Origin of the sequence: Shewanella sp. ISTPL2 (genome assembly GCF_013283205.1) — a bacterium.
Lineage (GTDB): Bacteria > Pseudomonadota > Gammaproteobacteria > Enterobacterales > Shewanellaceae > Shewanella > Shewanella oncorhynchi.
Genome location: NZ_JAAPAV010000002.1, coordinates 166,985 through 189,231, shown reverse-complemented (window position 1 = coordinate 189,231; position 22,247 = coordinate 166,985). Strand labels below are relative to the sequence as shown.

18 protein-coding genes and 2 pseudogenes are annotated in these 22,247 nt (G+C 40.2%); 3 read left to right on the top strand and 17 right to left on the bottom strand.

The features are described from left to right. Positions 1 to 186: 186 nt before the first annotated feature. Positions 187 to 2,550 carry a Tex family protein gene (locus HUB64_RS22670; RefSeq protein ID WP_173248245.1) on the bottom strand — a complete coding sequence of 788 codons (2,364 nt, stop codon included), beginning with the start codon at positions 2,548 to 2,550 and terminating at the stop codon, positions 187 to 189. A 162-nt stretch (positions 2,551 to 2,712) separates the two neighbouring features. Next, positions 2,713 to 3,216, bottom strand: coding sequence for a transcription elongation factor GreB (gene greB / locus HUB64_RS22665; RefSeq protein ID WP_105250662.1), 504 nt, complete (start codon positions 3,214 to 3,216; stop codon positions 2,713 to 2,715). A 359-nt stretch (positions 3,217 to 3,575) separates the two neighbouring features. On the opposite strand from greB, the pseudogene HUB64_RS22660 reads away from it, so the two are divergent. Then, positions 3,576 to 4,009, top strand: a pseudogene (locus HUB64_RS22660) (transposase); the annotation flags it as partial. Between the two features lie 232 nt (positions 4,010 to 4,241). Here the strand turns inward: HUB64_RS22660 and HUB64_RS22655 are convergent. After that, positions 4,242 to 5,441: a cytotoxic necrotizing factor Rho-activating domain-containing protein gene (locus HUB64_RS22655; RefSeq protein WP_173248247.1), complete on the bottom strand. Its 1,200-nt coding sequence runs from the start codon at positions 5,439 to 5,441 to the stop codon at positions 4,242 to 4,244. A gap of 848 nt (positions 5,442 to 6,289) precedes the next feature. On the opposite strand from HUB64_RS22655, the gene HUB64_RS22650 reads away from it, so the two are divergent. Continuing rightward, positions 6,290 to 7,222 carry an SGNH/GDSL hydrolase family protein gene (locus tag HUB64_RS22650; protein ID WP_254451475.1) on the top strand — a complete coding sequence of 311 codons (933 nt, stop codon included), beginning with the start codon at positions 6,290 to 6,292 and terminating at the stop codon, positions 7,220 to 7,222. Positions 7,223 to 7,505: 283 nt separating this feature from the next. On the opposite strand, the pseudogene HUB64_RS23280 reads toward HUB64_RS22650, so the two are convergent. Together HUB64_RS23280 and HUB64_RS22645 are read right to left on the bottom strand one after the other, a co-directional pair. After that, a pseudogene (locus tag HUB64_RS23280) lies at positions 7,506 to 7,613 on the bottom strand (transposase); the annotation flags it as partial. A gap of 22 nt (positions 7,614 to 7,635) precedes the next feature. Then, positions 7,636 to 8,556: a LysR substrate-binding domain-containing protein gene (locus HUB64_RS22645; protein ID WP_173248252.1), complete on the bottom strand. Its 921-nt coding sequence runs from the start codon at positions 8,554 to 8,556 to the stop codon at positions 7,636 to 7,638. Between the two features lie 1,171 nt (positions 8,557 to 9,727). On the opposite strand from HUB64_RS22645, the gene HUB64_RS22640 reads away from it, so the two are divergent. Further along, on the top strand, positions 9,728 to 10,276 hold the full coding sequence (locus HUB64_RS22640; RefSeq protein WP_173497959.1) for a winged helix-turn-helix domain-containing protein: 549 nt from the start codon (positions 9,728 to 9,730) through the stop codon (positions 10,274 to 10,276). Positions 10,277 to 10,882: 606 nt separating this feature from the next. On the opposite strand, the gene HUB64_RS22635 is transcribed toward HUB64_RS22640, so the two are convergent. The 12 genes from HUB64_RS22635 to HUB64_RS22580 form a co-directional block, all read right to left on the bottom strand. Continuing rightward, positions 10,883 to 11,101 carry a FliM/FliN family flagellar motor switch protein gene (locus HUB64_RS22635; protein ID WP_254451474.1) on the bottom strand — a complete coding sequence of 73 codons (219 nt, stop codon included), beginning with the start codon at positions 11,099 to 11,101 and terminating at the stop codon, positions 10,883 to 10,885. Further along, on the bottom strand, positions 11,102 to 11,737 hold the full coding sequence (locus tag HUB64_RS22630; RefSeq protein WP_173497958.1) for a hypothetical protein: 636 nt from the start codon (positions 11,735 to 11,737) through the stop codon (positions 11,102 to 11,104). Between the two features lie 13 nt (positions 11,738 to 11,750). Beyond that, positions 11,751 to 12,755, bottom strand: a complete 1,005-nt coding sequence (locus tag HUB64_RS22625) for a hypothetical protein (protein ID WP_173497957.1) — start codon at positions 12,753 to 12,755, stop codon at positions 11,751 to 11,753. Then, complete coding sequence (locus HUB64_RS22620) at positions 12,742 to 13,137, bottom strand: hypothetical protein (protein WP_254451473.1); 396 nt, start codon at positions 13,135 to 13,137, stop codon at positions 12,742 to 12,744. The genes HUB64_RS22625 and HUB64_RS22620 overlap by 14 nt, the downstream gene beginning before the upstream one ends. Beyond that, complete coding sequence (locus HUB64_RS22615) at positions 13,127 to 13,969, bottom strand: OmpA family protein (RefSeq protein ID WP_173497990.1); 843 nt, start codon at positions 13,967 to 13,969, stop codon at positions 13,127 to 13,129. Before HUB64_RS22615 ends, HUB64_RS22620 begins: the two co-directional genes overlap by 11 nt. Then, complete coding sequence (locus HUB64_RS22610) at positions 13,962 to 15,008, bottom strand: EscU/YscU/HrcU family type III secretion system export apparatus switch protein (RefSeq protein ID WP_173497956.1); 1,047 nt, start codon at positions 15,006 to 15,008, stop codon at positions 13,962 to 13,964. Before HUB64_RS22610 ends, HUB64_RS22615 begins: the two co-directional genes overlap by 8 nt. A 4-nt stretch (positions 15,009 to 15,012) precedes the next feature. Beyond that, positions 15,013 to 16,896, bottom strand: coding sequence for an FHIPEP family type III secretion protein (locus tag HUB64_RS22605; protein WP_173248262.1), 1,884 nt, complete (start codon positions 16,894 to 16,896; stop codon positions 15,013 to 15,015). Continuing rightward, positions 16,893 to 17,489: a hypothetical protein gene (locus tag HUB64_RS22600; protein WP_173248264.1), complete on the bottom strand. Its 597-nt coding sequence runs from the start codon at positions 17,487 to 17,489 to the stop codon at positions 16,893 to 16,895. The genes HUB64_RS22605 and HUB64_RS22600 overlap by 4 nt, the downstream gene beginning before the upstream one ends. 137 nt (positions 17,490 to 17,626) lie before the next feature. Next, on the bottom strand, positions 17,627 to 18,508 hold the full coding sequence (locus HUB64_RS23275) for a hypothetical protein (protein ID WP_254451472.1): 882 nt from the start codon (positions 18,506 to 18,508) through the stop codon (positions 17,627 to 17,629). 2,447 nt (positions 18,509 to 20,955) lie between these two features. Continuing rightward, entirely contained in the window at positions 20,956 to 21,255 is a 300-nt protein-coding gene (locus HUB64_RS22590) for a hypothetical protein (protein WP_173497863.1), read from the bottom strand. Further along, positions 21,256 to 21,822: a hypothetical protein gene (locus HUB64_RS22585; protein WP_173497862.1), complete on the bottom strand. Its 567-nt coding sequence runs from the start codon at positions 21,820 to 21,822 to the stop codon at positions 21,256 to 21,258. It lies immediately after the preceding gene. Positions 21,823 to 21,827: 5 nt separating this feature from the next. After that, positions 21,828 to 22,247 (bottom strand): hypothetical protein, encoded by a 420-nt coding sequence (locus HUB64_RS22580; protein ID WP_049821674.1) that lies wholly within the window; start codon positions 22,245 to 22,247, stop codon positions 21,828 to 21,830.

Here is a 22,247-nt window from a genome sequence, read left to right as displayed (position 1 = left end):
CTGCTTTGGAGTGTCAATTTGAAAAATCGGTGAATAAGCTGTGCTATGACAACCGATTTTGCTTAACGTTGCATTAAATGCCGACTTTATATTCCCTAAGACGACATTTATGCAACAATTTTGTGAGTAACAGGTTAAAAAGTCGACTCGGACATGACGTATGTCCGAGTATTAACATTACAGCGTCTACTTTTTCAGCTTAGCGAAGGCATCAGCAAAGGCATTGCCCATGGCCGCGTTTGCTGGCGCTTTAGGTGCTTGCTTTTGCGCAGGACGCGCAGCCGGTTTCGCTGACTGCGGTGTTTTACCATGATTAGTTCTGGCAGGATTGTGCGGTCTTTGCTGCGGCTTGCTTTGGTCGATAGCTTCATCCAAACGCATGCTCAAACCGATGCGGCGGCGCTCAACGTCAACTTCCATCACTTTGACTTTCACCACATCTCCCGCTTTCACCACAGTGTGCGGGTCGCTGATGAACTTGTCGGTTAGAGAAGAGATATGCACGAGTCCATCTTGATGTACGCCAATATCAACGAAGGCACCAAAATTAGTCACGTTGGTCACTACGCCTTCGAGTACCATTTCAGGTTTCAGATGTTTAAGTTCTTCAACACCATCTTTAAACTTGGCGGTTTTGAACTCACCGCGGGGATCGCGTCCAGGCTTATCCAGTTCTGCTAAAATATCTGTGACCGTCGGCAAACCAAATTCCGCCGTAATAAACTCTTCTGCCTTGATGCTGCGCAGCAAATCAGAGTTACCCATCAGGCTCGCCAACTCTACTTGCTTAGTCTTAGCGATAGTTTCCACTAGCGAATAAGCCTCTGGATGCACAGACGAGGCATCGAGTGGATTGTCCCCTTCTCGAATACGCAAAAAGCCCGCTGCTTGCTCGTAGGCTTTAGGCCCTAAACGCGGCACTTTCAGCAGCTCTTTACGATTCTTAAACTGACCATTGGCATCGCGATAATCGACCACGTTTTTCGCTAACGTCTTATTTAAACCTGCCACTTGTGACAATAACGGCACAGAGGCCATGTTGAGATCTACACCCACGCCGTTTACACAATCTTCCACCACGGCTTCCAGCGAACCCGATAATTGGCTTTGACTCACATCGTGTTGATATTGACCGACACCGATAGACTTAGGCTCAATCTTCACCAACTCGGCTAATGGATCTTGCAAGCGGCGGGCGATAGACACAGCGCCACGAATCGACACATCAAGATCAGGAAACTCCAACGCCGCCAATTCCGATGCAGAATACACAGACGCACCCGCCTCACTGACCATCACTTTGGTCAAATGTGGATGGGTATCTTTCACTTCGGCAATCAGCTCAGCGGCCAGCTTGTCAGTTTCCCGTGATGCAGTGCCGTTACCAATCGCAATCAGCTCAACCTTATGCATTTTGACTAAGTTAGCCAAAGTACGGATCGACTTTTCCCACAGATTTTGCGGTGCGTGTGGGAAAATAGTCGCATGGCACAACAACTTACCTGTGTTATCGACCACAGCGACTTTAACACCGGTACGTAAACCAGGATCGAGTCCCATGGTGGCTTTCGCGCCCGCAGGAGCGGCCATCAATAAATCACCTAGATTACGGGCGAAAACTTTAATCGCTTCGGCTTCAGCGCGTTCGCGCATTTGCGAAATAAACTCAGTTTCCATCTGCAGGGCAATCTTAATACGCCATGTCGCCGTCACCACAGTTTTCAACCATTGATCAACGCTGCTATCACCTAATTTCAGCCCTAAATGATCACAGATAATCACTTCGCAGTAACTACCTTGGCCCGCTTCAGCGGCTGGATCGGCATTCATAGATAAGGTTAAGAAACCTTCATTACGCCCACGCAGCATAGCCAGTGCACGGTGTGATGGGATCTTAGCTAACTGTTCTGTATGCTCAAAATAATCGCGGAACTTCGCGCCTTCTTTCTCTTTTCCTGCAATTAAACGGCTTTCTAACACACTGTTTTGGCTTAAATGCTCACGCACTTTACGCAGTAATTCAGCGTCTTCGGCGTAGCGCTCCATCAGAATATAACGCGCGCCCTCGAGCACAGCTTTAACATCGGCAAAACCCGCTTCGCTATTGATATAGCCTGCCGCTGTAGTCTCGACATCTACGCTACGATCAGCCAGTAATGCATCGGCTAATGGCTCAAGCCCAGCCTCAATAGCGATTTGGCCCTTAGTACGACGCTTAGGTTTGAAGGGCAGGTATAAATCTTCGAGACGTGTCTTACTGTCTGCCTCGTCAATCGCCCATTGTAATTCTGGCGTTAACTTACCCTGAGCTTGGATGCTAGACAGGATCACTTGGCGTCTGTCGTTCAGCTCACGCAGGTAACCTAAACGCGTGTACAAGGTACGCAGTTGTGTATCGTCTAAACCGCCCGTGGCTTCTTTACGGTAGCGGGCAACGAAGGGAACTGTCGCACCATCGTCGAGCAGAGTGATGGTTGCGGCAACTTGTTGCTCACGAACATTCAGTTCTTGAGCGATAATCAGAGCGATGTTATGTGCATTAGTTTGCATAAATAAAGTGTCGTGCCTAACTGTAAAGTAAGTCGTTATTGCGCCAAAGATACCACAGGCGCCCCGTATGTTTCATGCTAAAGCCTAGGTCAAATCAGAGAGTTTGATCTTTCCCGCAATCCCGTGACTACCGCCGCTATTTTAACAGCGGCAACTCTGTGGTTAATTCGCCTCGCTGGCGAGAGTAGTTTCAAAAGGGGTATAACGGATCTGATTGATATACCACTCTTTTGGACCCGATGGCGTTTGCACTAGCACCTCATCATCCACTTGCTTGCCGATTAAGGCACGCGCCATGGGCGAGTCGATGGTGATATAGCCTAATTTTGTATCGAGCTCATCTTTACCGACGATCCGATAACGCACTCGATCACCTGCTTCATTTTCAAGCTCAAACCAAGCGCCAAAGAATATTTTGCCTTCCTGCTGCGGCGAGTAATCGACGATTTTTAACTCTTCAAGCCGCTTAACTAAGTATCTGACTCGGCCATCAATTTGTCTTAACAAACGCTTGTTGTAGGTGTAATCCGCGTTTTCACTTCGGTCTCCCTGCGCCGCGGCCTCTTGGACTTTAAGGGTGATTTGCGGCCGATATTCCTTCCACAAATACTTCAATTCTTTATCTAAAGTTTGCCAACCCTGTCGGGTGATCAAATGCGCTTTCATACTCATTACTCAATCGTTGGATTAAACGACCACAATTGATGCGGGATAATATATTAGACTGATGATACTCAGACTGGACGCTAAAGTTAACTCACTAAATCATCTCTGTGCATAATGGCTTTTAAATCACCTCTTTTACTGATACCAATTTAGTAACCATTTCAGCTTCGATCGACTGATACATTACTGTTTTCTATCAATATCAATCCAATAAATACAATAGCTGTATTGCCCATCATTAAGCTGGCGGTTATTGCTGGTCAGCTTGAGCTATAAAAGAGCTTTGTTTCCTAAATCGATTGAACTAAAACACTGCCTGCTGATCTGATCAGCATAATCCACTTTCTTCACTATCAATCGTGCCAAAACCTCACGACAAAACCACTCACTGGAAACGCTATAACCAAGCCTTGATAAACCGTGGTTTGCTTACCTTCTGGATTGATGAAGAGGCTATCGCAATGTGGAAAACGAAAACTGAGCATTGCAATAAAGGCGTCCCCGCTTGTTTAGTGACCTTAGCTATTACCACCGGATGGTTAAACATGTTTTCTCTATGCCGTTGCGAGCCCTGCAAGGCCTTATCAATTCAGTGCTTAAACTAGGCGACATCCAACTATCTTGCTCTCATTACACCTATATCATCAAGCGAGCAAAAAGCGTAAATATCGCCTTCAAAACCAAGACAAGAAGCACCATTGAACACTTTGCTATCCACTCGACGGACTTGAAAATCGATGGAGAAGGCGAGTGGAAAATTAAAAAGCATGGGACAGATGGGAAGCGCCGAGTGTAGCGTAAACTGTAGATACGTATAGCCACGCAATTTAGCCGTGAGCTTTCAGAAACTTTATAGTTCAAAGAAAAAACCAACGACCGCTAGTTATAATTTAACCTAATAAATGACTTTTTAAAAAATTAACAATTTTCTTAATAACATTTTCAGCAGCTAATAGTTGTTTCCAACTGATTAGCTGCTTAATTAGTTAATATAATAGAGCAAAATTAGCCAATTAACGAGAAAACTATTTGTCAGTAAATAATGCGAACATCGAATGTTGCAATGATCGTGTTTCAAAGCTACCGCTATCTATACCAAGATCATCTCCTAATACATTCACACTGATTTTACCTTTATTTTTACTAACTAAAGCCATGGCATTTCCTACACGGGGTTCATCTCGCTGTGGTCCCATATTATAATCAAAGCAGTTTACATTGGGTTGGCTCATGACTGACTCTCCGTGACCACAATAAATAAAAGCAGATTGGTCAAAATGGTTTGATAAATAACTTACTAACTCTTGGTTATTAGTGCATGATAACGTATTTGATGTGCCATTAGCTAAAAAATCAGCACTTTGTGCAATCGATTCCGCACCTTTCTCGGCTGTAATCCAATGTTCTTTTTCATTTGGGCGTTGACCAGCATGGAAAGCAAATAACTTATTCGATTTAGTGGCAAACACAACTGAGCAACCCGACAAACTCCTACAATGAACTAAAATAGGCTGGCCCTCTTTGACTTGATTTAAATCAAATGAGATACCAAAAGTACCTTTATTGCCATTATCAATAGCGAGAATGTGCAAGTTTTTATCAAATAATGCTTGATGAAAATACTGCCCAATTGGGCTCCCTGGAATTATTTCTTCCGGTGCGATATGCTCGCCAGTGTAATATCCTAACCCAGCTTTACTTTCAAGAGTATCCGAAGATACATGTTTACCATCCTTATCATTTTGAATATGAGTAATAGGAAAAGGCAAGTATTCGTATTTTTTATGACAACCAATAATCCCCTTACCGATTAAGGGTGACAATTGACCTTTAAGAACAGTTTGCTTGTCCGATAATAGGCTGTGTAACGATAAGTCTGCAGACTTGAAGTGATTTCGTAGCGGGTCATTTTTCCATTGAGCACTTGCTTCTTCAGTTGAACCTTTTTTAACTTCAATAGTTAAGCCTCGCTTACTTAACATTTTGTTCTTACCAGAGCTATTATCAAATAAAGATTTAATTTTAGTCAGTACGGTTGCAGACTTGATTGATTTGTTATTTTTAATAAAGTTAGAATAAGTTTTATTTTTTGTTAAATTTTTCTTCTCTTGTTCAGTCAACGGACGAACAGAAACCAATTGAATCGGTGACGCATTATCGCTATTTTTTAAATTCGGCGTCAATAAGTCATAAGAGTTAGCTTTACTAAATATATTCATGCGCATGTCAAGTTTTCCACTGAGTTAAAAAATGAGCATATTCGATATCAGTATATTTCCTTAATGAAAAAATATAATATTTCATCACTTTTAATTATCAAAAACTATTTAAGAGAACTAACGTGAATAAACATGAATAAATATTATCACTCCTCCTTCACTAAGCAGGATTGATAGACTTAAACTTTAGCCACAGAAAACACGTTTGAAAAAAATAAAAATTAGTAAATACAATGCATAGGTGGTGACTATAAATGGCTAATGCCGCTACCTCACCTTTAAAATACTCACCATGTAAAGGTGAGCTATATCGGTAAATTGTTATAAACAGTCCATCAGCCCGAAATTGAGTCTGCGGGATTACAACAGTCAGGTTTAAAAGTGATGAACAAGTCATAAGGCTAGCTATGCCCTTAGCACAGGAAACAAGGTAGGAATGGGGTCACTGGAGAGTGATTTAAGTAATAAGCCCTCTTGGATAGAAAAATATTTTCAAGCCAATACAGTATGATCGTCTAGAAACCATATAGATACAGACCTCAAGCTCTAATTCAATAATCATCAGAGTATTTCATTATTTTTATGGTGTACATCTGTCTAATAAGTCTGATAGTCATAAAACAGACAGATAACCAATAGGAAATATCCCTATGCCATTTCGCATAGTTCAAGGAACAATATTCGTACCACTCAATACGAACACCCAACACCGCAATCCTACAATCTCAATAAAACATGTTCGGCCTCTATTAGCATCATCCCAATCTCCACACTCAAAACTAAAGTATCAGCACCATAATAGTGTGGTGAAGGGACCTGTATCGACACAGGATACGATTGATGGACCCACTCAGATGACAGACTTCAGCCACCGTTTATTTGAAGTCGCAGTAAATGATCACCAAGAGCGTCAACAAAGGCTTTCTAATGTATTAACCCCTCATGATCACGCATCACTGAATCATATTAAACGTTTGGTCGTGATAGGAGATAGTCTATCGGATTCAGAAGGCCGAATGAAATCAAAAACCTTGGGAATAATACTTTCCTCTAAACAATATCACGCTGGACGTTTTACCAATGGTTTCGTATGGCCAGATTTTATATCTTCACCTGCCTATTTAAATAAAGAACTGGTAAATTATGCCGAAGGTGGTGCTGTAGCGGCTAAATATTCCAAGTTAAATCCCACCTTCTGGTTTATTTCCAACATGGAACGTCAAATTAAAAAACATGATTTTAAATCTGATGACTTAGTCATACTCGCTCTGGGCAGCAACGATTATATGACGTTCGATAAGAAAGACACTCAAAAAGTGGTACACTGTTATGAGAAACAAATCACTAAATTAGTGGAAAATAAAAAAATAAAAAACATCTTAGTTACAGGGATTCCAGACTTCACGAAGACAGCCTATGCCCAAAAACAAGATGAAGTATATCACGTCAACAATAGTGCTCTCGCCAGTGAACATAATGCTAGCCTAAGTCAAAAAATAACAGAACTCGCGGAGCGATATAAAGCCGAAGGAGTAAACATACAGTTTTTCGATTTCGATAATCAATTTACTGAATTACTGGATAAAGCTGATAAGGTAGGTTATGACACTCACACAGCAAATAGTGTCGGTTATGTGGATATCTTTGGCACGAGTAAAGCTTTTGATCCTGCACATCGGCATGTATTTCATGATGAAGTTCATCCAAGCCAAGAGGTACACCAAATGTTAGCATCTCGAATGAGCGATTATATTATCTATAAATTTGGAAAATTAACCGATAATTAAAAAATTATCAATTACATAAGATTTTATTGCGTCCATATTAATTAGACGCAATAATTTAACTCTATTATAGAACAACAAAAAATCTAGCCCCCATGTTAAAAAAAACAATATTATGTGCGTTAGAGCGATAGTTCCCGAAGTCGATTTAATAAGAACTACTAAAAGTAGTTAAATACATAATAGAGGTAGAAATCGAGCTAATTCTTTCATAAATAACGTATTTAAGTTACGCCAACTCATTGCCTAAAGGTTGGCGGTTTAAAATAGTTTTGGTGTCAGTTTTTTAAAAGTGCTGACAGCTTGTCGTAAAATGCCACCGTCGTTTTTCTAAGTGTTCATAGTAATAGGTGAGTTCTTGCAGAGCCGTCACCACAAGGCTATAAAATATCTTAATCTAGATTTACCCTAATAAATTAGCTATGCGATTTTATGAAATCAAAATAAGCAAAGCGAATTTCATTAACGAGATTCAATGCAGCTGGAGTTAATTTTTTATTACGAGGAAAAATCAAGCTATAATGGCCCTCAGGAAGCTTATCCTTAATTGGAATAATAGATATCAAGTCTTTGTGATGTGGAGCTAAAAACATAGGTCTAGGACCAACAAACAAATAGTCCTCATTTAATACAAGTTTCCGAGCGATGGCACTTGAATCACCAAAAATTACCGAACCACAAGATTTGACTCCATTAGGAAAAATTACTATTTCTAAATCGCTATAATATCCATGACTTGCAGCTGGAATATACCATTTTGCAGCCTGTAGTTCAGCTAGTGAAGTACTATTAGCAAGAGGATGTCCTTTGCGAGCTACGACCGAAAAACTACACGATGTCAACCTCTCTTCAACAAACTCATTAAGCATTAAATCGGAAGATACAACGCCAATAAAAAAATCTAGCTTCCCCATACGTAAAGAGCTTAGTAATTCAGAAAGCTGCCCTTCAATAATAGTAATCCGAGTGGAATTATGGCGTTCTTGGAACTTTTTAATAACATCAGGAACAATACTAGTAGCTGGGAAATGAGAGCAACCAAAAGCTATTTTTCCATCTGATAATTTCTCAATTTGTCGTAATTCATCAACTGCTCTCTCTAACTCATTCAGTATTAAATTCATTCTAGGCTCAAACATCATGCCGGCTTTAGTTAATACAGTGCTATTCATCCCTCTGTCTAACAAGGTAACACCCAGCGTCTTTTCAAGCTCCTGGATACTTCTCGTCAAAGTCGACTGTGTCTGGTGAAGCATTTGTGCAGCAGCACTAATATTACCATGTTGAATAATAGCCCTAAGATTTCTAAGTTGATTTAGTTTCGGCAACGCTTTCATTCTATCTCCTTCAATATAATGGACTTTCTTTTTTACTGCATTTCCATACGCAGGATAGCTGTAGATAGGATCACTCTGAGTAATAACTGGAACTTAAAAGCAATACCTCCATTGGCAAAACAACACCCAATTAATAATAGTAATAATTCTTGTTTAAGATAAGGGTATTTGCTACTACGTAGTGACTTATTAAAATTTGGCTTCAGCATACAACGACTTAGTATCGCAGACATTCCTAGTTTTAGCCCATGAGACCTAATGTGTACTGCAACCTCATTCGACTTATAGCAGAAAATATTATCAGATAAAAACCTCTTGACTGTAGGAAGGTGTGTTGGCATAGATCAATCACTGCAATGACTTTTTTAACAACCTAAAGGTCATTTTTGACAAATAATACAACAATATAATTACCAGAAAACCATCAAAAAAAACAGTGTGTTATGAAAATCAACTTCGCAAGTTAAAGGGCAAAAGAACAAAAAATTCATAGCCATGAAAAAAATATAGTTTTTTTTTTAAGCAAGTCTCGCTAGTATGCCTCTCCGTTATTGAGCACTTGACCGCATAGTTTTGTTGTTTAGTACATATTAAAATCATAAATATCAATTCGATATACTTGCAGATTTACCAAAAACTATCATGACACAACTGGGAAATGTGAAAATTTTTATCCAGAAAATCACGAAAATATCAAAAAAACAATTACAAAAAAATATAAATTACTAACTTACTTACAAGGCGGTGTTTTTCGATTGATGCATAGTTTAACTATTGAAGTAAATTAAACTTGATCAACAACAATATTTGAAATGACCGAACAAGGAATAACACAGAAATCAAGTGCTGATGGCATTACAAAGTTATCTCCTAAACTTAATACAATGACTAATTTCTAATTTCTAATTTCTAATTTCTAAAATACAATATAGCAACATGAGTCGCTAGCGATGAATAAATTGCTGCACGATGTAAGCGCATAAATAGACTAAAAACTGCTTTTGACAGTAATGAGCACGGCAAGCAAATGACACAGCAAAAAGCTGTCAAACAAACTAGTCTAATAACCGAGAAAAATCATAAAATACCTTATTCATAAAACGAATAGGGTCCATTTATCATACTTAACACTAGACTTATATCAAACGAGTGAACTTAAGAGGGCAAAAAAATGACAAGAAACTATGTGTTGGGAAATCAGTTAGTATTTGATGTACTGAAAAGACAGATTAGTACACAAGAAAATACAGTGAAAATAGGTGGTCGCGAGGCAGTAATCTTAAAGTTACTATGTGATAATTTTAATAGTGTTGTGGATAAGGAATATATTCAAGAAAAAGTTTGGGGGAAAGTATTTGTAAGCGAAACATCCTTGACAAAAGCTATTTCAAATTTGCGAAAAACCCTTACCCAATTCGACAACTTAGCTTGCGAAATCAAAACAATTTCAAAAGAAGGTTATGTACTTATTTTAGATGAAAGTACTACGGACATTCAAATTCCAGATAAAAAAGATATAATTGACATCAAAAGTATCGAACAAGGAAATAAAGCTTTAAACAATCACGGCATGATTTCATCTTTCATAGAGAAAACGGAAATGATGCGAGAAAATTTGTCTATTAAGCATGTATATTTTTTCTTAGTATGCTTAATTTCTTCACTACTTGCATCGATGTTTACCGTTGTAGCTATTGTTACCATAAATAAAATATTTTAATAACTAAAAGCTGTTTTTGGTTTTAATATCTCATTATATATTAGAAGCATGTAAAAATGAGCTGTAAATATATTCCATGAAAATTAAAATACACTTACACTTACACTATATAGCCAAGGCATTGAATAATGATATTATACAATACAAGTCAACAAATCTAGCTGAGATATAGTGATGCAGAGTGAATAGCTACGCATAACTCTACAGCAAAAATAAGTTTTCCAAATATATCTGCAAGCGAAATACATAATTAGAATAGAGAATTTACACTTTAGAATAGAAGGTAGTACCTTACCAAAAAATCTATCCGCCTAATTATTTGCAATAAACACGTCTATCTAATTAACTTCGCATCTACTCAAATCTGATTATTTTTTTCATAGTGCTTTATCTCTAAATAAGCTGACTATTGATTAACACTTGCTTGCATAATATAGAAAACTCTTAATGCAAATCCATTTAGTTAGCAGAAAAAATTACTAATAAATAAAATATAAAGGCACAAGATATCTTATGATATACATGCGCCACAAATATATAGATTTAACCAATAGATAAATCGTTATATTAATTTAACTATTACAGGTTTTAACTTGAAAATATAAATTAATTCACGATGTTATTAACTTGTTCAATAGAAACATAAAACTGGTCATCTACTTTTATTAATGTGCCTGTTGCTATCAGTTCATTACCACTTTTTAATAATACTTCAGATTGAACAAAGTCGTTTACTGGCTTAATTTGACTGGTTTGTAAATGATTAAGTTCATCCAATGTCATAGTGCAATTTGCAATAACAACATCTATCGCGATGCGCATCATTTAGCCTCCCTGAGAAATAGAAATAATTGAGCGACGGACATCACGGATCTCTTCTTGAGCAGAGGTAATTTCTGTCATCGTATTTTTAAACTTTTGTTGCTCAGTATCTAAATCGACTTGGATGGTGTCACAATATGCTGTCATAGTTGCATTCATAGATTGGAGTTGATCATAAGTTACGTTCTTAGTTCTCCAATCAGTACCCGCGATCTCTCCAACGCCCTGAGGATTGCCAAGTTTAGTTTTAATGATGTCGTCTATTTGACTCAAAAATCCCGCTGCACTGCCTCCATTTAACTTAGTGCTTTTATCATCACCAGGTTTAGTGTTCGGTAATCTATCACTCATAATTAACCCCCATAGGCGGTTAATTTCGGCAATGGCCTCTGACTTTAATGAAATATTGTCAGCTTTAGCTTCAGCACTTTTTGTCTGTTCTGAAATATATTTTGAAAGAATTGTATCAATCAGACTCAACGGGTCTCGATTGCCCGCTGAAAATAAATAATTTGAAGATGATGCTTTAACCGCTTTAGTCGCTATAGGAAGCTGGCTCAAGGCCAATTCGAGCGCCTTAGCCTCGGACTCAGGAGTGGGAATAGCACTGGTCATAGATCTAGCTTGAATATCTAGCATTTCAGTTTTCCTATTATGATTGAATAAAATATACGCGTGTTTGATTGCGGTCTTTAAAAATGACCTTATTACGTGAAATAGACTGAATCACACCTAGAAGTGGTACATTACTACCAACCCAATATCGATACTTGTCGTCATATATATACCCTCTTGATGTCGATGAGTAAAAGATTGAATATGGAAAGTTGGCATTATCAATAACTTGAGTGCTATCATTCCGAACTGAAACGGATGGGATAATATCCTGTAGCCCATTAGCTCTTAGCACAATTGCAGCTTTGGCGTTATCATTGACAAACCAAGTATCATTTATCTTATTAAACGACAAACCATATTCGCCTAACACAGCCATAACTCGATTATCAGTTTCAAAGGTCTCAACCTGGATTTGATCACGATCGACTTTATTTATTACCTTATAACTAACAGGCTGCTTCGAATCGCTTGAGACTAATTCCACAACAGGTTGTGAGAGAATTTGCAAATTATTTGCTTCAACAATCTCAGCATTTGCTTGCAAAGCCTCAGGCAACAACAAAAAGGAGGCGCTATTGGGCACCTTAAGCTTGCCATTCTTGACGTAACTACCATTGAGTTGAGTTAAGTGTTCTGCAATTTGCGTGTACTGGTTAGCTTGATATACCATCCACATACCTAGACCCAATCCAGCATTAAGCAACAAAGTTAGCATAATGAGTGCTTGATATTTTCGAGCTAGATAGCTTAACCATTGTGGTTTACGTTTACCTTCTTGATAAACAAAAAAGGCTATGCCTCTTAAGCGATAGATACGGCCTGACTTCAGTTTTTTTAATCGGTCGTTTTTTCTTGTTCCTCTAATACAGATGATATTTTTATCATTGCAAAACTCCCAACGAGTACTTACAGGCAAAATTTCTGGAACATAAAGCGTTTCTGCATCTATATCTTTATTTGACCCTGTAATAACTAGTTTTGGTTCGACTGGTAATATTACGCCATGCAGGTGGCCATCAACGAATTCAACTAACCACATGCAAGTTCAACTCTTTTCTCAATATATTTGCAATACTCACAGTATCACTCAACGCTTTTAATAAACCTTGAGGATGGTCCGGTAAAGGCATATTACGCACATAGAAATAATCATTCGACTTAAACTTAGCAATATATCCACCCGATGTTAATGAAAAATTAGCATTTATCTTTAACGCAATATCTGCAGGGAAATGCTCAATATCGAGTTCAACCATAATCAAGATAGTGTTGGCAAGGCCAACGCGAGCACCATCTTCAATGCGGCAGCTTACATCACCAAAATGACATAATAATGCTTGGTGTTCATCTAGCGATAGGCTTGAAGCTTGCACTAAGTGGGTAAATTCCATTATAAATAAGGTAAATTTTTTATTTTTCATCGTAATTAAACTTCATCTCAATCATAAAGCGGCGCTGAGTAATACGCTGTTCAGCAGTAGGTAAACCATTTTCAACACTACCGCGTAAAAAAATGGGCGTATTTCTCATACCTTCAGTTTGTAAAAAGTATTTCACGCTTTTAGCGCGCGCATCAGCTAGATGTCGATTACTCTCATAAGCTCCTGATGAATCAGCAATGCCATAAACCAATATGCTTTCTATTGGCTTTCCACGCAGATCTTCAATCATGCGAACCAACATATTTCTACCATCTGGTGTCAGAGCTGATTCATTCACCATAAATAGCTCATTAAATACTAAACGTACGTGTTTAGACTGAGTACGACAAATATCGAATCTATTATCTAATGCGCATGATGATTGATCGTCTACTATCCAATATTTCCCATCGTCCGAACTCCAACGATCACCTGCTATAGATCGACCAGTATCAGCGGCAGTTGAATGGTGACTGCCAGAAACTTTATTACCCTTCACTACATTAATAAGATTTGAATAGAGCCAATATTCACCTTGACAACTGCTTACCTCGCTTAACGCATAGGTATGTAAATTAGCGAGATAGAGCCGACTTGGATGAGAAGGCGTAGAAACTTCAATACATGTCGTTTGATGTGGTGAACCATCTACATATTCAGGTATTCTCTTTACCCAATAACGTAGATGATCTACATCATCAATCTCAGAAAACAGTAAATTATAAATATCTTGTTTCCATTCATGATCCCATATTATTGAATCATCTTTCACATTCTGGGCACATGAAGTGAGTCCAACTATCACCCCTATCCAAAGCCAATTTCTAAACATTTTTTGCACTTTCCTGCTTATTTAATTCTAAGAGAATAAAAGCGATATGACGGTAAAACTCTTTAGGAATATAGTCTTCACCAGTACGCATACTTTTATAGAATGCCCTTGCAAGCCCTATATGTTCCAAAATCGGAATATTAAGCGCCTCTAATCTACGGCGTTCATCCAATGCAAATGATTCAGTTGTAATCTTGAGCACGACAGGGACTTTATCTATCATGCAGTCATAGCAAATAGGCACTAAGATATGCGTAGGATTTGCAATAGCAAAAGTTGGTGTACGCCCTTTAGTCATTGGCGCATCCATGACTTCTCGCATTTGCCGTTTGCGTTCAGACTTCATTTCTGGCGAGCCTTCCGTTTCTTTCATTTCATTTTTCATTTCAGTAAACGTCATACGGTTTTTATGATTAAAGTGATAACTCTCAGCCATAAAATCTACACAACCTAAACTTACGCCATAAACAAAAAACAATAAGGAAACCAAGCCCACATACAGCATTAGATTATAAATAAAGTATGACACATTGTTTATTTGTGCCAACCTAGTCAATTCTGCGCCACCAATATCAAAAACATATTTAAGCAAAAACAACAAAAACGTTAACTCTAGCACCTTACGTAATGAACGGGATATTGCCTCAATTCCAAATATATTTTTAGCCCCCGTAACTGGGCTAATCTTTTCCATTTTAAGACCTAATGACTCAGTATTAATAACATTCTTATTTAGCATTACCCAACTAATAGCTGCCATGACGAGCTTAATCATTAGCAGTATGAATATACCCCACGCAATCACAGTGTAAATAATGTCTAAGCCTGTCTGTATATCTGCATATAACATTACCTCAAACCAATCATTTGACGAATCAAAAATAAAATAAATTGTACCAATAAATATCACTGCAAATACCACTAACTCCATGGTCGGTTCTGCTAGTTCAGTTTTTGGAAACTGACCTTTTTTTCTTAACTCCCGAAGCTTCTTCTCCGTTGGCGGATATTTTTTGGGTTCAGTTGATTCGTTTGACATAAATTTAGATCAAAACTTGTAGTGGTTCGGAACTCACAACACAACTTGGATCAGCTATATCACCGTGGCTACATACTGAAATAGTTGATACCACCTGCTGGAAGAAAGATTTAACCGAATTAATTTCATTATCGTTCACAACTAAAGTCGGCTTACTTCCATATAGTGAGGTCATTCGCAGAACTTCCTGGCGTAATGCTGACTGAAGCTCAATTAAGCTATCTAAATCCTCACTCTCCCCCATGACAAAGGTTTCAATGCACTCGGTTAGTTCAGAACTCAACAGCGCAACATAGATTTTTCCCTCAGAATTCATTAAACGTGAGGTGATTTCATATCTTGCTTGATTTCGAATCCGATTGAGCCAATTTTTAGACTCATTATCGATACGAGACCAATAAATTAATGCCTCAAAGAAAGTCACCCTATCGAGATAAAACTCGCGAGCACGGATCATTTCTTTAATCACATCATGGACACGGTTCAAACCAAGTGCCGAGTCGATTTCGTTTTTAATCACTTCACTTTGGCTTGCAAGTCCTTCAATAATATTGCTGGTGTATTGAAGGTTATACTTTTCAACTAAGCATTTCCGTAAAAAATATTGCACAATCGTAGCGATATTTTGGGTGGCAGCATCGCTAACAAAAATTTCGTCCCCAAGTACTTCGATTAGCTCTGCAGACTCATCATGTGAGAAGCTATAAATACGAATACCCGAAATATGAACTTCTATATCAACAGTAAGTTGCTCATCTACTGTGATAATAGGGGCGCCGAGGGCTTGGCCCCAAAGTGCTTTCTCAATCTGTACAAGACTAGTTTCTACCAAGGTGCAATGCTGAGGTTCCCTTAGCACAAATGTAAGAGATTCATATAGTCCACTGCCGGCAATGCCTGTATTTACGACAGTTTTTGGCTTGCCTTGCACTCGCCACAGTAAGAACGCTGACAGTGTACATAAGATAAATAACGTCATACACACATAGAACAGACTTGGACTGAGTAGACCGAGTAATAAAATCAAGGCTCCAATAACTAACAGGCTTTTCCAAAAACGGCTAACCTGCTTTGCCATCTGCCCCATAAATGAACTAGATTCTTCATCCCCTTTAATACGCGTGAGATACACACCGCAAGCGATTGATAACAATAAGCTTGGGATCTGCGAGACAAGACCATCACCTATCGTCAGTACAGAGAATCTGCTAACACTTTCAGATAGCGAGAGATCAAACTGATTAACCCCCACATAAATGCCACCAAACAGGTTAACCAAGCTGATCAAAATACCAGCAATAGCGTCACCTTTGACGAATTTCATTGCCCCATCAAGCGAACCAAATAGCCGATTTTCGGTGCTTAAATCAGAGCGTAACTTTTGTGCTTGTTCACCTGTAATAAGACCGCTTTTTAAATCGCCGTCAATCGTCATTTGTCTACCAGGTAAGGCATCCAGAGAGAATCTGGCCCCCACTTCCGCGACCCTTTCGCCACCTTTGGTAACAACTAAAAATTGCACTATGGTGATAATGATAAAGATGAGTAACCCTGAAATAAGGTTCCCTCCCATCACAAACTCCCCCACGGTTTCAATCACATTACCTACATCTTCATTCGCAATAATGTTTCGGGTCGTTGCGATAGACAATAACAAGCGAAAGGTCGTCAGTAACAATACGACCGTTGGTAAAAATGTCACCATTAGAGGTTGATCATTCTCAAGCATGATAACCAGCAGCAACACTGAACTAATAAAACTAATTAAAATAAACAGATCGATCACCACTCCGGGAAGGGTGAACAAAATAATAGTTGGCAACGCAAATGCGATAATCACACTGCTGGGATTAAACTTGATAGGAAACCGACGAAGACGCTTAATCATACCGTCTCCAAGCTAGTCCGTAGTGCTTCAACAATCGACTGAGTTTCTATGCTAATAATCTTGTCGTCATTCTCTATCGTCAGCACGGCGAATCCATTGACATAGGTATGCTCTACAGACAAATGTCTTGCCTGATCGTCTATTTCAGCATGGAGTAAGTCCACAAGATGTCCGATTAAATACTCATTAAGACTCAGTTCTGTTAAACGCAATTTTACGGTTTCAGCGAGTCGGTTTTTCAGTTCATCTTTCAACAAACTAAGACTTTGATACTGTTCTTCAACAATATCGACAAGCTGTTGATTGGCTTCGTCAAACCAACGCTCTTGATTAACCTGAAATTCTTCTTCTATCTCATTATATAAATTATTAGCGTGAAGATTGAGCGCCTGCTCTTTCTCCTCGATCAGTTGCACCACTTGCTCTTCAAGCATTTGCTGGTATTGCTCGACTCTCTCTTCTAAAGCAGATAATAACGACTTAGCCTCGTTATAAATAAGAAGATCAGACTTCTTTATTACGTTTGAGTGACGCTCTTTCTTAAATGCAATCTGTGGAACTAATCGATGCAATGAATTGATTTCTATATACAAGACATACCTCATTCTGGTTTAGAATTTAAGCTTACTAAATCCTTAAATCTCACTACAAAAGAAAAAAAAAGATTAAACCTGAACTCTTATGATTTAATCTTTTCAATTGATGGAGAGTCTGGAGGTTAGCTATTGATTCAAGGCGCTAAAACCAGATTACTTCGAACAACCGGAGAGGTAACAATCAGTTTTCCACTGGCAGTCCCGAGTAAATATGAGCGTCCGGTCGACACTAGATCCAACCCTGAAATTTGCTGGTAATCAGATTTATTCATTCGATTAACGGGATTTAACTGCGACTTAATCTCGGCCCGATCCCTTAAATTATTTAATTTACCGGCAAAATGATTTTGTCCCCGCATACTGGTAGCCCCTTGAGTCAACAGGACCTTCGAATTCAAACTTTTCAAATACTGACCTAAATCTTGTTTTCGCCACTCTTCAAATTCAGCAGAATCTTTTTTACCTCGTAAAGACTCAGGTATAGGTCGCCAAGATCCCATTAACGTGCCAGCCTCTGGACGATCTAAGAACTTAGGTACCCTATGTTGAATATGTCCCCCCGCTCGGCCTACTATGCGCGATTCGATCTTACCTAGGTCAAGTTGTGGTTTAGCAGTACTTTTTTGACTCTCAGCAGCAATAACAGGACCAGCTGTCTCAGTCGACACTGGGGTTAATGTATTAACTAACGTTGCAACAACACCAACTTCACCATCAGTCACATCCGTCACCGATGGCGAACCGTTGCCCGTTACCGCTGGGGTTGTACCGCTGCCATTACCAGCCGCGGGACCACGATGACCAGTCGCTGAACTCGGCGCTGCATCTGGGGTTGTCCCCAGATTACGTCTAGATCCTTGGGTGTAATTGCTGCCCGTTTGCGCACCCTGACTCAGACTCACCGGGGTGGGACTACTCACCTCCCATTTACGGCCAGTGTATCCTTTTGCAGCATTCGCCTCAGGCACCACTGTCGCAGGGATGTCTTCCGCAGGCACGCCATCCGTCTGTGACATTGAAGGCGTGTTTGTGGTCTTCGCCGCGACAGGCGGANGCATTCGTCGGTGTTTCTGCGGCGACTGTCGGAACATCAGTTTGAGTGCCATCATCAGTTATCGATGGCGAACCGTTGCCCATCACAGGTGGGGTTGTACCGCTGCCATTGCCAGCCGCGGAACCACGAGGATGACCAGTCGCGGTACTCGGCGCTGCATCTGGGGTTGTCCCCAGATTACGTCTAGGTCCTTGGGTGTAATTGCTGCCCGTTTGGGCTCCCTGACTCAGATTCACTGGTGTTGAACTACTTACCTCCCATTTGCGGCCAGTGTATCCTTGTGCAGCATTCGCCTCAGGCATTTCTGTCGCAGGGATGTCGTCCGTAGGCACGCCATCCGTCTGTGACATTGAAGGCGTGTTTGTGGTCTTCGCCGCGACAGGCGGACGAGCTGGTGTCCCCGCATTCGTCGGTGTTTCTGCGGCGACTGTCGGCACATCGGCTTGCGTGCCATCATCTGTTAGTTCCGCCACCGATGGCGAACCGTTGCCCATCACAGGTGGGGTTGTACCGCTGCCATTGCCAGCCGCGGAACCACGAGGATGACCAGTCGCGGTACTCGGCGCTGCATCTGGGGTTGTCCCCAGATTACGTCTAGGTCCTTGGGTGTAATTGCTGCCCGTTTGCGCACCCTGACTCAGACTCACCGGGGTGGGACTACTCACCTCCCATTTACGGCCAGTGTATCCTTTTGCAGCATTCGCCTCAGGCACCACTGTCGCAGGGATGTCTTCCGCAGGCACGCCATCCGTCTGTGACATTGAAGGCGTGTTTGTGGTCTTCGCCGCGACAGGCGGACGAGCAGGTGTACTCGCATTCGTCGGTGTTTCTGCGGCGACTGTCGGAACATCAGTTTGAGTGCCATCATCAGTTATCGATGGCGAACCGTTGCCCATCACAGGTGGGGTTGTACCGCTGCCATTGCCAGCCGCGGAACCACGAGGATGACCAGTCGCGGTACTCGGCGCTGCATCTGGGGTTGTCCCCAGATTACGTCTAGGTCCTTGGGTGTAATTGCTGCCCGTTTGCGCACCCTGACTCAGATTCACAGGTGTTGAACTACTCACCTCCCATTTACGGCCGGTGTATCCTTGCGCAGCATTCGCCTCAGGCACCACTGTTGCAGGGGTATCGTCCGTAGGCACGCCATCCGTCTGTGACATTGAAGGCGTGTTTGTGGTCTTCGCCGCGACAGGCGGACGAGCTGGTGTACCCGCATTCGTCGGTGTTTCTGCGACGGCTGTCGGAACATCGGTTTGAGTGCCATCATCTGTCACCGATGGCGAACCGTTGCCCGTCACTGTCGCAGGTGTATCGTCCGTCTGCGTCGCAACTGGCGTTGTGGTTTTCGTTGTTGTACCTGCTAAAGGCCTAGGTACATCGGATCCCGTCGCACGATCGTGTTCATCAATAACTAATGATTCACTATTAGGAATAACAGCATACGCTGTAGCACCATCTTTCCCTTTTATTTCGACCATTTGAGCACATGCATCATCCCCGCTTAGAAGTAAATTGAATAAGGTTACCAGCTGCGGATCTGCTTGCTCTTGGCACTCAGATATTAACGTCTTTAATCGCGCTTGACGCTCCTTAACTGGCGTCTCGACAACAGTGACTTCAGCAGCATCAGCAAAGGGTAACGTGACCCGCCCGATCGATGTTGCATCAGTTGTTTGCGTGCCGATATTATTAACATGCGACTCGTTAGGGGTCTTAACTTGATCTTCTGAAACCAGATTAATGTCTGGATCCTTGGAAGAGTTAATAAAGACATACCAACTGTTATGAAAGTTATTAACGTTGTTAAAACAGTTATTAAAAACATCTCCGCGTTCGGTGTCTTTGTCCGTCACATCTTCTGTATGCTTAGGTTCCGGTAGCTCGGCCAGGGGAGGTAAATGAAAAGGGCGCTTAGTTGGTAAATCTTTGGGGGCATCAACTTTAGGCGGCTCAAGCGGGGCTTTTTTCTTCTCTTTATCGCCAGCGACAAATTGGGAGCCACCATACATAGCTATCGCAGATGCATTACCATACATCACTACAAATACCGTCGGTAATAAACTAAATCCTAAGGTGAAGGGAGCTAACACAGTACCGATTGTTACGGCACCGGCGATAGCAGCCAAATGAAACTTAGCCTTTTTCTCTGTGCTCACTCTATTTGATTTTTTAGTGCTTTCTTTAATCTTTTTAGGCTTAGCTTTAGAATGAGGCTCTTCCGTCTCCAAAATACTAGGGGCAGTAGAGACACTCTCTGGAATTTGAGGTTCCGCAGATCTAAGTGTTGGAGCTCTAACGTCCAATAAAGAGGTAGATCGTGCTATATTCCTAGGTAGAGCCTCACAGTCTAAACGTGATAACTCTGGCATAGAAGTACTACGAGTCAACGCTGGATTAAGTGCCATATTAAAATCTCATCTTTTCAAATAAATTAATGCTTAACCGTCTCACATTATCTTCGGAATAATCTTGCTCAGCTATTGTGAGAGTAAGAAATCCATCAACACGAATAAATACACCTTTTGAGGCCATTTCAAATTGTAAAATAAGATCAATAACGGCCTCCAAGTTAACGAGATGTATTAACTGGAAAAAAGGAAAAACTGGCAGCAATAGATTGTCTGGGTAATCTCTAAAAATAACACTCTCATTTTTTTCGAGGCGCTGTAAAAATTGTTGAATGTAGTCAAACGTTCTAGTTTTCATTTACTTTGGACAAACCAATACAAGGTCATTATTAGTTAACGACAATATTTCTTCAACACTAAGACTAGTTTTAAACATAGTACAAGATGCCATCAGAACTAACGTTTTCGGTAATGAAGATAAACTAGTTTTCAAATAGTTAGCATCAATAATGAGTGTATCCACTTTTAACAATGCTGATATGTTGAAATCTCCTATAATAAGTTTGCAACTCATTAACAGAGGCAACTCATCTATATCCATCTCAGGATATGATTTAAACGCTAATCCATACTGGCTTAAGACTTGAGTGATTACATAGGATAAGTAATCCTGTTCGAGATGGTTCACATCCAAACCGAGCAACCTGCCTGCTTCGCATAAAGAAACATATAGTTCAGCCTCGATACCAACATGCTTTAAGCTGAGTAATATGAAATCCTGCTGCTGAAATCGATGACATACAGCCCCCACATCAACTCTAATCTCTTGATTATTAAAAGTTGTCCCAGCAATCTGATTAACTGCTCGGTACATTGCTGGTTTCATCTCATATTTTGGCATGAGAGTGACGCGCTCTTGTTTCATATATTTCACCGATTCCTAGATAACAGTGCTAATACATCCATACTCATTTTAAAATCTATATCATCGATCCAATCACGTATTCCAGCAGGTGTTTTGCAAACAAAGTCATAAAGCTGTTGATAAGCATCTTTCGAAGTCACCTCTTCAAAATCAACACTTTGTACTAATGTTAAAATAAAGGTAATTTTATGAAATTGACTATCTAGTATCCCTTCTACCACAATCGCTTTAACTGTTGTTTCAGAATAATCGCGCAACATAGCAAACCATTCGATTACCGCTTGTTTATCGGCATATATCTCCACATCAGATAATCTATTCCAACTAAGCCGTTCTGACTTAGCCTTTAATAACTGATAAGGATCAAGTGTTTTGCCCTTTAAGTGACAATGCGAGATACGAACATGGCGATTATTTGTAGGCAT